At 74.4% G+C, this 13,134-nt stretch carries 12 protein-coding genes; 2 read left to right on the forward strand and 10 right to left on the reverse strand.

Going from position 1 to position 13,134, the window contains the following annotated elements:
* Position 1 precedes the first annotated feature (1 nt).
* The 10 genes from lysX to ACIA8O_RS34815 form a co-directional block, all read right to left on the reverse strand.
* A complete protein-coding gene (gene lysX / locus ACIA8O_RS34770) occupies positions 2–1,576 on the reverse strand; it encodes a bifunctional lysylphosphatidylglycerol synthetase/lysine--tRNA ligase LysX (RefSeq protein ID WP_396298023.1) in 1,575 nt (524 codons plus the stop codon).
* A 105-nt stretch (positions 1,577–1,681) separates the two neighbouring features.
* Positions 1,682–3,373 carry a hypothetical protein gene (locus ACIA8O_RS34775; RefSeq protein ID WP_396298024.1) on the reverse strand — a complete coding sequence of 564 codons (1,692 nt, stop codon included), beginning with the start codon at positions 3,371–3,373 and terminating at the stop codon, positions 1,682–1,684.
* Positions 3,374–3,504: 131 nt separating this feature from the next.
* On the reverse strand, positions 3,505–5,202 hold the full coding sequence (locus ACIA8O_RS34780) for a hypothetical protein (RefSeq protein WP_396298025.1): 1,698 nt from the start codon (positions 5,200–5,202) through the stop codon (positions 3,505–3,507).
* 334 nt (positions 5,203–5,536) lie between these two features.
* Entirely contained in the window at positions 5,537–6,214 is a 678-nt protein-coding gene (locus ACIA8O_RS34785) for a hypothetical protein (protein ID WP_396298026.1), read from the reverse strand.
* Between the two features lie 91 nt (positions 6,215–6,305).
* Positions 6,306–7,097: a type III pantothenate kinase gene (locus ACIA8O_RS34790; RefSeq protein ID WP_396298027.1), complete on the reverse strand. Its 792-nt coding sequence runs from the start codon at positions 7,095–7,097 to the stop codon at positions 6,306–6,308.
* Positions 7,098–7,121: 24 nt separating this feature from the next.
* Entirely contained in the window at positions 7,122–8,114 is a 993-nt protein-coding gene (nadC, locus tag ACIA8O_RS34795) for a carboxylating nicotinate-nucleotide diphosphorylase (protein WP_396298028.1), read from the reverse strand.
* A gap of 32 nt (positions 8,115–8,146) precedes the next feature.
* Positions 8,147–9,808, reverse strand: coding sequence for an L-aspartate oxidase (locus ACIA8O_RS34800; RefSeq protein ID WP_396298029.1), 1,662 nt, complete (start codon positions 9,806–9,808; stop codon positions 8,147–8,149).
* Between the two features lie 15 nt (positions 9,809–9,823).
* Positions 9,824–10,273: an aspartate 1-decarboxylase gene (panD, locus tag ACIA8O_RS34805; RefSeq protein WP_396298030.1), complete on the reverse strand. Its 450-nt coding sequence runs from the start codon at positions 10,271–10,273 to the stop codon at positions 9,824–9,826.
* 43 nt (positions 10,274–10,316) lie between these two features.
* Positions 10,317–11,213 (reverse strand): pantoate--beta-alanine ligase, encoded by an 897-nt coding sequence (panC, locus tag ACIA8O_RS34810; RefSeq protein ID WP_396298031.1) that lies wholly within the window; start codon positions 11,211–11,213, stop codon positions 10,317–10,319.
* Positions 11,213–12,160: a Rossmann-like and DUF2520 domain-containing protein gene (locus ACIA8O_RS34815; RefSeq protein WP_396298032.1), complete on the reverse strand. Its 948-nt coding sequence runs from the start codon at positions 12,158–12,160 to the stop codon at positions 11,213–11,215. The genes panC and ACIA8O_RS34815 overlap by 1 nt, the downstream gene beginning before the upstream one ends.
* A gap of 189 nt (positions 12,161–12,349) precedes the next feature.
* Between ACIA8O_RS34815 and ACIA8O_RS34820 the strand changes: the two genes are divergently transcribed.
* Together ACIA8O_RS34820 and ACIA8O_RS34825 are read left to right on the forward strand one after the other, a co-directional pair.
* Positions 12,350–12,700: a hypothetical protein gene (locus tag ACIA8O_RS34820; protein WP_396298033.1), complete on the forward strand. Its 351-nt coding sequence runs from the start codon at positions 12,350–12,352 to the stop codon at positions 12,698–12,700.
* On the forward strand, positions 12,697–13,131 hold the full coding sequence (locus tag ACIA8O_RS34825; RefSeq protein ID WP_396298034.1) for a type II toxin-antitoxin system VapC family toxin: 435 nt from the start codon (positions 12,697–12,699) through the stop codon (positions 13,129–13,131). The genes ACIA8O_RS34820 and ACIA8O_RS34825 overlap by 4 nt, the downstream gene beginning before the upstream one ends.
* Positions 13,132–13,134: the final 3 nt, after the last annotated feature.

The following is a 13,134-nucleotide window of genomic DNA, read 5'->3' on the forward strand; positions in this document are numbered from 1 at the left end:
GTCACTCCTCGTCAGAGTCGGTGGCGGCGTCGGCGGCCTTGGCGCTCCGGGCGGCCCCGCCCAGGTCGGGCTTCACGATCGGGAAGAGCACCGTCTCGCGGATGTTCTTGCCGGTCAGCAGCATGATCAGGCGGTCCACGCCGAGGCCGAGGCCACCGGTCGGCGGCATCGCGTACTCCAGGGCGCGCAGGAAGTCCTCGTCCACCTGCATCGCCTCGACGTCGCCGCCGGCCGCCAGCAGCGACTGCGCGGTGAGCCGGGCCCGCTGCTCGACCGGGTCGACCAGCTCCGAGTAGGCGGTGCCGATCTCGGTGCCGAAGATGACCAGGTCCCACTTCTCGGCCACGCCCGGCTCCGAGCGGTGCTGACGGGTCAGCGGGGAGACCTCGGTCGGGTAGTCCTTGATGAAGGTCGGCTTGATCGCGTGGTGCTCCAGCAGGCGCTCGACCATCTCCAGCACGATCTGGCCGTGGCCCCAGTCCTTCTCGTACGGGATGCCCGCCTTGTCGGCCAGCGCCCGCAGCTCGTCCACCGAGGTGTCCGGGGTCACCTCGGTGCCCAGGTGGGCGGAGATGCCCGGGTAGACCCGGACCTCCTCCCACGGCTCGGCCAGGTCGATCTCGTGCTCCTGGCCGTCCGGGCCGAGGCCGCGCACCACGGTGGTGCCCAGCGCGTCCCGGGCCGCGTTCACGATGGTGGCGCGGATCAGCTCGGCCTGGGTGTCGTAGTCGCCGTAGGCCTCGTACGACTCCAGCGAGGTGAACTCCGGGTTGTGGGTGGAGTCGGCGCCCTCGTTGCGGAAGTTGCGGTTGATCTCGAAGACCTTCTCGGCGCCGCCGACCACCAGGCGCTTGAGGTAGAGCTCCGGGGCGATCCGCAGGTAGAGGTCGATGTCGTACGCGTTGATGTGGGTGGTGAACGGGCGGGCGTTGGCGCCGCCGTGCACCGGCTGCAGCATCGGGGTCTCGACCTCGATGTAGCCGCGCTCCTCGTAGGTGCGGCGGATCGAGCGGACCACCTTGGAGCGCAGGTAGAGGACGTCGCGGGCCTCCTGATTGACGATCAGGTCGACGTACCGCTGGCGGACCCGGGCCTCCGGGTCGGTCAGGCCCTTGTGCTTGTCCGGCAGCGGGCGCAGGCACTTGGCGGTCAGCTCCCAGCGGTCCACCATGACGCTCAGCTCGCCGCGCTTGGAGGTGATCACCTCGCCCTCGACGCCCACCTGGTCGCCCAGGTCGATGTCGGACTTCCAGGCCGCCAGCCGCTCCGGGCCCAGCTTGTCCAGGGAGAACATCACCTGGAGGTCGCCGGAGCCGTCCCGCAGGGTGGCGAAGCAGAGCTTGCCGCCCGTCCGGGCCAGCACCACGCGGCCGGTCACGCCGGCCCGCTCGCCGGTCGCGGTGTCCGGCTCCAGGTCGGGGTGCTTGGCACGCAGGTCGGCGATGGTGGTGGTGCGGGGGAAACCGACCGGGTACGGGTCGATGCCGGCTGCCCGGAGCCGGTCCAGCTTCTCGCGCCGGACGCGCATCTGCTCGGGAAGGTCGTCGGTCGCGGGGACGCTGATCTGATCGCTCACGACACCAGGGTATCGAGCGTTACGCGCCGCCCGGCCCCGGGATGACGGCAGCGGCCCCGGGGGTGTCGCGAGGACGCCCCCGGGGCCGCTCGGTGCGGTGCGGGCCTACCGCCGGGAGGCGGCCCGGCGGCGGACGGCCACCAGCAGGACGACGCCGAGGGCGACGGCCGTCGCGCCCGCCGCGGCGATCGGGCCGGCCGCGGCCCCGCCGCCGGTGGCCGCGAGCGGGCCGGTGACGGCGGTGCCGGAGGGGCTCGCGGTGGCGGTGGCGGTGGCGCTCGCGGAGGCGGACCGGGACGGGCTCGGGGCGGCGCTGCCGGTGCCCGCGGTGGCGGTCGGCTGCGGACCGGCGGTGCCGGCCGGGGTGGTGGCGGTCGGCGACGCGCCCGGCGTGCCGCCGGTGCCCTCCCGGGAGCCGAGCACCAGCTCGACCCGGTCGTTCGCGGGGTTGGTGTTCCAGCCGACGGCGCCCGCGAGGTGGTCCATGTCCTGGACCTGCACCACGGCCGTGGCGCCCCGGGCGCCGCTGCCCACCGCGAGCTCGAAGGCGTGGGTCCGGTGCTCCCCGGCCAGTGACCGGTAGTTGCCGTAACAGGTGTAGCGGCGCGGGCCCCGCTGGTCGGTGGTGTAGCAGTTCTCGGGGGTCCTGGTCACCTGGACCCCCTCGGGGAGCACGACGGCGGCCGTGGGGACGGGGGCGCCGACGCCGGTCCCCATGAACGAGGCCGGGCCGTGGTTGGCCAGGCCGATGGTCAGGGTGCCGGTGGAGCCGTCCGTCGAGGGCGCCCAGACGCCGGTCGCCTCCAGGTCGGCGCTGTTCCGGGCGGTGACGGTGAGGAACTCGGCGTCGTACTGGCTCGGTCCGCCGGGCTGGGCGGTGGCCGGGCCCTCCGGCTTGCCGAAGGTCAGGTGCGGGGCGGACGGGGACTCGGGGACGTACACCAGCCGGTCCTCGGCCAGCTCGTCCCGCAGGCTGCCCACCCGGAGGAACATCTCGCTCCAGTAGGCGTCGGGGCCGACCCGGAACCGGACCGGGTCCACGGTGACGGTCTCGCCCGGGGCGATCGGGGAGTCGATCGCGCAGATCATCGCCTCTGCGGTGCGGGTGGGCTCGCCGGTCCGCGGGGTGCCGTACTCGCAGTTGCCGAAGCGCTCCGCGAACGGCATGGTCCGGTCGGTGGCCGCCGACAGGTAGACCCGGGTGGCGGGCAGCTCGCCGTTGTTGGTGATCTGCAGGGTGGAGGAGACGGTGGAGCCGGGCGTGGTGTCCCGCACCGCGTCCGGGTGCTTGAGCTCCAGCAGCGGGCCGCCGATGTGCACGGGCAGGTCCACGGTGACCGGGGCGGTGGCGTTGGCGGCGGTCGCGGTGATGTGCAGGACGCCCTTGTCCTGGAGCTTCGCGCCCGCGGCGGTGCGCAGCCCCGGCGTGCTGTCGTTGTCGATCGGGAGGTAGTCCCAGGTCAGCGGCTTCGACTCGGTGCAGCGCAGGACGGTGCCCGAGGCGGTGCAGTTGGGCGTCGGGACCGGCTCGGCGATCCCGGCCAGGTCCTTGAAGTCGTAGGAGAGGACCAGGTCGTGGCCGTCCACCTTGTTCAGCCGGTGGACGGTCGGCCCGATGTGGGCGCCGGGGCGCCACTTCCCGTCCGGGTCGGCGCCGAGGGTGAGCACGCCCCGGTAGGTGGTGAGCTTCAGCTGCACCCCCTCGGCGGCGGAGGCGGGTACGGAGGTGCCGGCCGCCGCCAGGGCGAGGGCGGCGGTGGCGAGGCCGAACGAGCGGGCCGGTCGGGAGAGTCCCACGGATGTCCTTCGATCACGGAACGGTCGTTCGGCACCCTAGGCGCCCCCGGCGGACGAACGGCGTGATTAAAAAGGGCAGTTGTGATCAGCGAAGGACAATTCCCGTCCGGGGATACCCGATTGTTATGCCGTCAGACGCGCCGTCGGCGGTGGGCGCCGGTCCGGCGGCGGCGGGCCACCACCACCATCAGCACCAGGCCGAGGGTGAGGGCGGCACCGCCCGCGGCGGCCGTCGGGCCGGCCGAGGCCCCGCCGCCGGTGGAGGCCAGCGGGGCGGGCAGGGCGGCCGGGGCCGCGGAGGACGGCGGAGCCTGGCCGGGGGCGGTGGTGCCGGTGCCGGTGGTGGCGGCCGCCGGGACGGGCTGCGCGGTGGTGGGGGAGCCCTGGGCGGCGGGGCTGGTGGCCGGCGGCGGGGCCTGGGCCGGCGGGGCGCTGGTGGCCGGCCCGGAGAGCCGGACCTCGACCAGGTCGTTGGCGGCGTTGCGGTCCCAGCTCATCGCGGCCGAGGCGCGCCCGGGCTCGCTGTGGCTGATGAAGTTCTGCAGCGAGACGCCGAACCGCGCGTCCCGGGCCGGGTCGGAGAGCTCCAGCGGGAAGTCGTAGTCGGCCCGCAGGCCGTTGGGGGCCCACACGTCGTGCCGGCAGCTGTAGCCGCGGCCGTCGTCGCCCGGGTGGCAGCCCGCCGGGACGGCGGTGGCGCGGGCCCCGGGCGGCAGCGTGAACTCGACGGTGGGCATCGCGTCCCCGCCGGTGCGGTCGGCGATCGAGGCCGGGCCGTTGTTGTGCAGGCCGACGGTCAGCGTGCCGGTGCGGCCGTCGCCGCCGGGGGACCAGCGGCCGACGGCCTCGAAGTCGGCGCTGTTCTCGGCGAAGACCTCCAGCTCGGTGGTGCCGCCCTGCCCCGGAGGGCTCTCCAGACCCGGCCCGCCGGGCTCGGCGACCGGGGACTCGGGCTTGCCGGTCGTCAGCCGCGGGCCCGCGCCGGGCGTGAACTCGTGGCCGCGGCGCACCCCCTGGGTCCCGGTCTCCAGGTTGGCGAGCACCGAGAAGGTGACGAAGCCGTAGTACGCGGCGGGGGTGACGCCGACCCGGACCGGGTCCAGCCGGACCGTCTCGCCCGGCGCGACAGCGGAGTCGACGGTGCAGACCACCGCGGTGGTGGCGGGCCTGCTGCCCCCGCCCTCCGGGCCGCGCGCCCGGGTGCCGTACTCGCAGTTGCCGAAGCGCTGGTCCAGGCCGAGCGTCTCGTCGGTCTGCATCACCACGACGAGCCGACGGGCGGGCAGCGAACCGGAGTTGGTGACCTCCAGGACGGCGTCCAGGGTGCTGCCCGGCCGGACGTGCTGCGCCTTCGGGAGCTGCCTGACCGTCAGCCGCGGGCCGCCGGCGTACACCTCCAGGTCCAGGGTGGCCGGGGCCGCGCCGGGGCTGGTGGCGGTGATGTGCAGGGTGCCCCGGGAGCCGGGCACGGCGCTCTTGGGGACCGTCACGGCCGGGGCCCCGGGGAGGTCGGCGAGCTCGGTTGCGCTCCGCTGCGTGCAGGTGTGCACGGTGCCCGAGACGGTGCACCCGCGCAGGCTCAACTCGGCCGTCCCGGCCAGGTCCCTGGTGTCGAAGCCGACCACCACGTCCCGGGCGGCCTCCGTGCCCGGCCGCCGCACCTGCAGCGGCAGGCCCGCGCTCGCGCCGGGCTCGACCGCGACCGCGGACGGCCCCGAGAGCTCCAGCCGGGGCCGGTCGTCGGCGGTGGCGGGGAGGGTGGTGACGGAGGCCGCGAGGGCGAGGGCGGCGACGAGCCCGAACGGGCCGGCCGGGCGGGCGAGTCCCACAGCTGTCCTTTGGTCACGGAGTGTTCGGTCGGCACGATAGGGCCCCGAGGCGAACGGTCAGTGCGGGTCAAAGGTGTCGGATGCGCCCGGAATCGGACAATCGGTGTGCGCGGATGCGCAATTGTTATGCCGGTGGGGGCTGTCTCTTCGGTGGGGTCGGATCAGTGGGCGTCGTTGGGGTGCGTGCATCGGCGCCGCCGAGGAGGGAGCCACTGCGGAGCTTTGGCGACCGACGAGAAGGTGGCGAGGTGCGTGCCCCGGCGGCGGCCGCCCGGCCCCACCGAAGAGACAGCCCCTGGGGGGAGGCCGGGTCGAGGCCTCCCCTGGGCCGGTGTCAGCCGGTGGCGAGCTCCAGGTCGTCCTGGGTGGGGGCGGGGGCGGGCTCGGGGTGGTGGGTGCGGCGGCCGAAGAGCTCGGCGGGGGTGGGCATCCGGCGGGGCTGGGGGCGGCCGTCGGCGGGGGGCTTGGCTTCGGTCATCGGGAACCGTCCTCCTACTGGGGTGGGAGAGCCGCCACTCGGGGGAGCGGCGGGGCTCGGTACGGCCGCGAGGTGCCGCTGGCCGGTGCTCAGGGCGAGCCGTTCGCGGACGTCGGCCTCGGCCAGGGCGTGGCAGCGGCCGGCCAGCCGGGAGCGGCGGGCGCGTTCGCCGCTTCCGCAGGGCATCCGGGTCAGCGCCCGCAGGGCGGTGAGGTCGTCGGCGGTGGGGAGGTAGCCGTCGGCGATGGCCTCCTCCAGGCGTTCCAGGTAGCCGGTGGCGCTGCCGGGGAGGGCGGTGCGGTAGCGGGCCAGGTCGGCCAGCAGGAAGGCGCGCAGGCGGCCGCCCTCCTGGACGGCCTCGTCCACCGCCTCGGCGAGGCGCAGGGCCTCCTGGACGTCCTCGGCCCAGAGTTCGCCCGCCGGGCTGTGCGGCAGGTGGACCGGGTACAGCGCTTGGGCGAGGGCACGGCGCAGCACGCGGACTTCGTCGGCGCTGAAGGCCATGCCGCCGCGGGATCCGTGTGGCGTCGGCATGGCTCGACAGTACGTGGCGTACGTCCGATTTATGGCGATTGGCGTTGCTGATCGGCCCGATTGGCGGATGGTGGGCTGATCGGACGGTCCGTCAGGTCTGCGGGCGGTTGCGCTCGTAGACCAGGCGCAGGCCGATCAGGGTCAGCCACGGCTCGTGGACGTCGATGCTGCTCGCCTCGCCGAGGACCAGCGGGGCCAGGCCGCCGGTGGCGATCACCTGGACGTCGTCCGGGTCCTTGGCGAGCTCCTTGGCCATCCGGTCGACCAGGCCGTCCACCTGGCCGGCGAAGCCGTACAGGATGCCGGACTGCATCCCCTCAACGGTGTTCTTGCCGATCACGTTACGGGGCCGGACCAGCTCGATCTTGCGGAGCATCGCGGTGCGCCCGCCGAGCGCGTCCACCGAGATCTCGATGCCCGGGGCGATCGCGCCGCCCACGTAGTCGCCGCGCTCGTTGATCGCGTCGAAGGTGGTGGCGGTGCCGAAGTCGACCACGATGCACGGGCCGCCGTAGAGGTGGTTGGCGGCCAGCGCGTTGACGATCCGGTCGGCGCCGACCTCCTTGGGGTTGTCCATCAGGACGTGCACCCCGGTCTTCACCCCGGGCTCCACGATCACCGCGGGGACGTCGCCGTAGTAGCGGCGGGTCACCTCGCGCAGCTCGTGCAGCACCGCGGGGACGGAGGAGCAGATGGCCAGGCCCTCCACCCGGTCCTCGGCCGAGACGACCGGGTGGGAGCCCATCAGACCCTGCATCAGCACCGCGAGTTCGTCCGCGGTGCGGCGCGGATCGGTGGAGATCCGCCAGTGCTCCACGATCTCCTCGCCGTCGAACAGGCCGAGCGTGGTCTGGGTGTTGCCGACGTCGATGGTGAGGAGCACGAGGAGCCTTCTGGTGAGGAGGGGTCAGGAGGAGCGGAGGTCCAGGCCGATGTCCAGCACCGGCGAGGAGTGGGTGAGGGCGCCGACGGCCAGGTAGTCGACCCCAGTCTGGGCGACCTCGCGGGCGGTGGCCAGGGTCAGCCCGCCGGAGGCCTCCAGCTTGGCCCGGCCGTTCACCAGCTCGACCGCCTCCTTGAGCTGCGGGACGGTGAAGTTGTCCAGCAGGATCAGGTCGGCGCCCGCCTCCAGCACCGGCGGGATCTGGTCCAGACGGTCGACCTCGACCTCGACGTCCAGGTGCGGGAACGTCTCCCGGACGGCCTTGAACGCCTCGGCCACGCCGCCCGCGGCGACCACGTGGTTGTCCTTCACCAGGGCGGCGTCGGAGAGCGCCATCCGGTGGTTGACGCCGCCGCCCGCGCGGACCGCGTACTTCTGCAGGGCGCGCAGGCCGGGCAGGGTCTTGCGGGTGTCCCGGACGGCCGCGCCGGTGCCCTCCAGGGCGTCGGCCCAGGCCCGGGTGGCGGTGGCGATGCCGGACAGGTGGCAGAGCAGGTTGAGCGCGCTGCGCTCGGCGGTCAGCAGGTCGCGGGTGCGGCCGCGGACCGAGAGCAGCACCTGGCCGGCCTCGACCCGGTCGCCGTCCTCGACGTGCCGCTCGACCTCGAACTCCTCCTCGCAGACCAGCGAGACCACGGCCTCGGCGATCCGCAGGCCCGCCACCACGCCGGCCTCACGGGCCGTGAAGTCGGCGGTGGCGACCGCCTCGGCGGGCACGGTGGCGACCGAGGTGACGTCGTCGCCGCCGGCCAGGTCCTCGGCCAGCGCCAGGGTGGCGATGTCCTCGACCTCGACCGGGTCCAGGCCGGCCGCCTCCAGCAGCTCGGCCAGCGCCGGGTCCAGGCCGGTCTCGTACGCCTCGCCGTCGCCGCAGGCGCAGCCGTCGCCGCAGCCGCCGGCCATCGGCAGCTCGGTGTGGGCGTGGCCGTCGTGGTCGTGGTCGTGGTCGTGGGACATCGGTGCTGCTCCTAGGGAGAGGTGAGGGGTCGTCAGACGGTGCGCAGGGCGCCGTCGGCGTCGAGGGTGGTGGTCAGGTGGCGCCGCCACCGCTGGTCGTCGCGGTCCGGGAAGTCCTCCCGCCAGTGGCAGCCCCGGGTCTCCTCGCGGAGCGCGGCGGCGGCCACCAGGGCGGTGGCGACCAGGTGGAGGTTGGTGGCCTCCCAGGTCTCCACCCGCGGGTCGGCGGGCTTCTCCTCGGCGGCGTGGGCCAGGGCGGCGTCGGCCAGGGTGGCCAGGCCCTCGGCGGAGCCGGCCATCGAGGCGGCCGAGCGCAGCACGCCCGCGCCGGTGGACATCAGCCGCTGGACCTCGGCCCGGGCCTCCGGGGCGAGCAGCGGGACGGCCTTGCAGGCCTGGGCGGCGGCCACGTCCACCGAGCGCTCCGGGAGGTCCCCGGCGGCGTGACGTTCCGTCAGGTCGGCGGCGATCGCCTCGGCGAAGACCAGGCCCTCCAGCAGGGAGTTGGAGGCCAGCCGGTTGGCGCCGTGCACGCCGGTGCAGGCCACCTCGCCGCAGGCGTACAGGCCGGGCACCGTGGTGCGGCCGGCCAGGTCGGTGCGGATGCCGCCGGAGGCGTAGTGCGCGGCGGGCGCCACCGGGATCGGCTCGGTGACCGGGTCGATGCCGTGCGAGCGGCAGGAGGCCAGGATGGTCGGGAAGCGCTCGGCCCACATCGCGGCGCCGAAGTGCCGCCCGTCCAGGTACATGTGCTCGGCGCCCTGCTCCTGCATCCGCCGGGTGATCGCCTTGGCGACGATGTCCCGGGGGGCCAGCTCGGCCAGCTCGTGCTGCCCGAGCATGAAGCGCACGCCGTCGGCGTCCACCAGGTGGGCGCCCTCGCCGCGGACCGCCTCGGAGACCAGCGGCTGCTGGCCCTCGGCCTCCGGGCCGAGCCAGAGCACGGTGGGGTGGAACTGGACGAACTCCAGGTCGGTGACCTCGGCCCCGGCCCGCAGGGCCAGCGCCACGCCGTCGCCGGTGGAGACCGCCGGGTTGGTGGTGGCCGAGAAGACCTGGCCCATGCCGCCGGTGGCCAGCACCACCGCGCGGGCCCGGATGGCGCCGACGCCGTCCCGCTGGCCCTCGCCCATCACGTGCAGGGTGAGGCCGGCCGCGTGGCCGTCCGGGTCGGTCAGCAGGTCCAGCACCAGGGCGTGCTCGATGAGTTCGAGGCCCGGGTCGGAGCGGACGGCCTGCACCAGCGCGCGCGATATCTCGGCGCCGGTGGCGTCGCCGCCCGCGTGCACGATCCGGCGGCGGTGGTGGCCGCCCTCCCGGGTCAGCAGGATCTCGCCGTCGGCGTCCTTGTCGAAGGCGGCGCCGGTGGCGATCAGGTGCCGGACGGCGTCCGGGCCCTCGGTCACCAGGCGCCGGACGGCCTCCTCGACGCAGAGCCCGGCGCCGGCCACCAGGGTGTCGTCCAGGTGCTGCTCGGGGGTGTCCCCCTCGCCCAGGACGACAGCCACGCCGCCCTGGGCCCAGCGGGTCGAGCCGTCGTCCAGCAGCGCCTTGGTGACCACCGTGGCCCGCAGGCCGGCCTTGCGGACGTTGAGCGCGACGGTCAGTCCGGCCACGCCGGAGCCGACCACCACCACGTCGGTGGTGGCGGTCCAGCCCGGGGCGGGGGCGGTGAGGCGGTGCGTTGCGGACATGGTTCTGACTGCTCCTCAGCTCGCGGCGGCGGTGGCCGCGCCGTGCCCGTCACCGTACGCCCGGTCCCCGCGCAGCAGCCCGCTGCCCTCGGGGGCCTCGGCGGCGTCGGTGCCGTAGCCGGTGATCCGGTTGTCGCCGTCCACGAAGACCACCTTCGGGACGTACGCCTTGGCCTCGGCCGTCTCCATCTGCCCGTAGGCGATCAGGATGACCAGGTCACCGGGGTGGACCAGGCGGGCGGCGGCGCCGTTGATGCCTATGACGCCGGTGCCGCGCGGGCCCGCGATGGTGTACGTCTCCAGCCGGGCGCCGTTGTTGATGTCGACGATGTGGACCAGCTCGCCGGGGAGCAGGTCCGCGGCGTCGAGCAGGTCCTCGTCCACCGTGACCGAGCCGACGTAGTGCAGGTCGGCCTGGGTCACGGTGGCCCGGTGGATCTTGGACTTGAGCATGGTGCGGAGCATTGGGTCACGCCTCCTGTGAGTGCATGCCTGAGGGAAGTGCTTCTTACCGGATGAGCATGCTGACGTTGTCGATCAGGCGGGTCGAGCCCACCTTCGCGGCCACGGCCAGCACCGCCTCGCCCCGGAAGTCGTCGGACGCCTCGGTGAAGTCGTCCGGGTCGATCAGGGCGAGGTAGTCCAGGGTGACGCCCTCGGCGCCGTCCAGGGCGGTCGCGGCGGCCTCGCGGACCGCCTTCGCGCCGCGCACGGCCGCGTCGCGGCCGGCGAACAGCGCCTTGGACAGGGCGAGGGCCTGTTCCCGCTCGGTCTCCGAGAGGTAGCGGTTGCGCGAGGACAGCGCCAGGCCGTCCTCCTCGCGGACGGTCGGGACGCCGACCACCTCGACGTCGAAGTCCAGGTCGGCCACCATCCGGCGGATCACGGCCAGCTGCTGGGCGTCCTTCTCGCCGAAGAAGGCGAAGTCCGGGTCGGTGATGTTGAGCAGCTTGGCCACCACGGTCAGCACGCCGTCGAAGTGGCCCGGGCGGGAGGCGCCCTCGTACCGCTCGCCCATCGGGCCCGCGGAGATCCGCACCTGCGGGGTGCCGTTGGGGTAGACCTCCTCCGGCAGCGGGGCGAAGACCACGTCCGCGCCGGCCTCCTCGGCCAGCCGGACGTCGGCGGCCAGGGTGCGCGGGTAGCGGTCCAGGTCCTCGCCGGCGCCGAACTGCAGCGGGTTCACGAAGACGGTCACGGCGACCCGGCCGTCCCGGCCGACCTGCTTGCGGGCGGCCCGGATCAGGCTCGCGTGGCCCTCGTGCAGGGCGCCCATGGTCATCACCACGGCGTTGTCCACCGGCTGCTCGTCCGGCCAGAAGGCGGACTCGAAGTCGGTGACGGTGTGGGTGAGCTCGGCCTTGCGGACCTGGGGGGTCTTGGTCGGCTGCTTGCCACGGGCCATCAGATGTTCTCCTCGTTCAGTACGTCCAGCAGCGCGGCCGCCGACGCCTCGTCGATCGTTCCGTTCCTCAGCGCCCGCTGCGCGGTGGCGCGGGCCATGGCCCGGTACGACTGCCCGATGTCGGGGGCCACCGTACCGAGTTCGCCCAGGTGGCGGCGGACGGTGCCGACGTCGCCCCGGGCCACCGGGCCGGTGAGCGCGGCGTCGCCCGAGCGCAGGCTGTTGTCCAGGGCCGCGCCGAGCAGCGGGCCGAGCAGGCGGCCGGGCTCGGCCACCCCGGCGGTGCGCAGCAGTTCCAGCGCCTGGGACACCAGGGTCACCAGGTGGTTCGCCCCGTGCGCGAGGGCCGTGTGGTAGCGGGCCCGCTGCTCCTCCGGCACCCACTCGGGCTCGCCGCCCATCTCCACCACCAGCGCCTCGGCGACCGGGCGCAGCTCCTGAGGGGCCGTCACCCCGAACGGGCAGCCGGCCAGCCGGGCCAGGTCGACGCCCGTGCCGGTGAAGGTCATCGCCGGGTGCAGCGCCAGCGGCAGCGCACCGGCCCGGGTGGCGGGCTCCAGCACCGCGACGCCGTGCGCGCCCGAGGTGTGCACCACGATCTGCCCCGGCCGCACCGCCCCGGTCTTCGCCAGCCCGGCCACCAGCTCCGGCAGCACGTCGTCCGGCACGGTCAGCAGCACCAGGTCGGCGGCGGCCAGCACCTGCGGAGGGGTGACCAGCCGCACACCCGGCAGCAGTGCCTCGGCCCGCCGCTTCGAGGCCGCCGACACCCCGGACGCGGCCACCACCTTGTGCCCGGCCAACTGCAGCGCGGCCCCCATCGCGGGCCCCACCCGCCCGGTCCCGACCACCCCCACGGCCAACCTGGCCGGCCGGTTCCCCGGATCCCCCGGATCCCCGAACGGATCGGCCAACACCCCGAACCCGAAGTCCTCGGCGCTGCTCACGGCTCGCCCTCGTCCCTGATTCCCGTTCCAGTCCGCTGCCGGTACCAGACGTACCGCGTCATTCTACGGCTCCGGAGGTGGGGTGGGTGTGCCACGGCGAACGGGCGGGAACCGGACAAGTGCACACTCTGTCGCCCGTATGACTGACACTTCTCGTAGAACGTCGACAGGAGGTCTACCGTGACGGACATGAGTGCTCAGCCGATCGAAGGTGCGCCCGCCGTCCCGCCGAGGCCGCTGGCCCGGGAACGCCGTACGGCGCGGGTAGTGCCCCTGCGTGACCTGCGCAACCCCGGTGCCGTGGTGAAGGAGCTGGTCGAGAGCGGCGAGGCAGCCCGGGTGACAGACCGGGGCAGAGTGGTCGCCTGGCTGGTCCCGGCGGCCCCGGAGGACCAGCTCCGGCAGGAGCTGGTCGCCGGGGGTGTTCTCCGGCTCGGGCGGTCGAGCAGCCTCGCAGGTCGCACCGCGCAACCGGCGGCGGAGGCCGGCCGACCGCTCTCCGAGGTGCTGCACGAGCTCCGTGGTGAGGAGCGCGCGTGATCTACCTGGACTCCTGCGCACTGGTGAAGCTGGTCCGGGAGGAGGCCGAGTCGTCGGCGCTGCGACGGTTCTTGGACGAGCACGCCGACTTGGAATCGGTCACGTCCGAGCTCGCCAGGACCGAGGTGGTCCGGGTCGTCCGGCGGGCCAACCACGACCCTCACGGGCGCCTGACGGTCGCTCAGGAGGCGTTCGCCGCCCAGCTGGCCGAGGCCCGCGCGGTGCTGGCCGAGGTCGACCAGGTGACCATCGGGCCGGAGCTGCTCGACCGGGCGGGCGCGATCGAGGCCCCGTACCTGCGCACGCTGGACGCGGTGCACCTGGCGAGCGCACTGGCCCTCGGGCTCGGCCTGCGGTGGTTCGTGACCTACGACAAGGGCCTGCGCTCGGCGGCCGAGGCGATCGGCCTGGCGGTGGTCTCGCCCGCCTGACGG

Source organism: Kitasatospora sp. NPDC051853 (genome assembly GCF_044452665.1).
Lineage (GTDB): Bacteria > Actinomycetota > Actinomycetes > Streptomycetales > Streptomycetaceae > Kitasatospora.

What these genes read in the sequence shown, in the direction of transcription:
- nadC (WP_396298028.1), bottom strand. Translation starts at nt 8,114, where the DNA reads ATGTCCCACGACCACGACCACGACCACGACGGCCACGCCCACACCGAG.
- ACIA8O_RS34820 (WP_396298033.1), top strand. Translation starts at nt 12,350, where the DNA reads ATGAGTGCTCAGCCGATCGAAGGTGCGCCCGCCGTCCCGCCGAGGCCG.
- ACIA8O_RS34785 (WP_396298026.1), bottom strand. Translation starts at nt 6,214, where the DNA reads ATGCCGACGCCACACGGATCCCGCGGCGGCATGGCCTTCAGCGCCGAC.
- ACIA8O_RS34800 (WP_396298029.1), bottom strand. Translation starts at nt 9,808, where the DNA reads ATGTCCGCAACGCACCGCCTCACCGCCCCCGCCCCGGGCTGGACCGCC.
- panC (WP_396298031.1), bottom strand. Translation starts at nt 11,213, where the DNA reads ATGGCCCGTGGCAAGCAGCCGACCAAGACCCCCCAGGTCCGCAAGGCC.
- panD (WP_396298030.1), bottom strand. Translation starts at nt 10,273, where the DNA reads ATGCTCCGCACCATGCTCAAGTCCAAGATCCACCGGGCCACCGTGACC.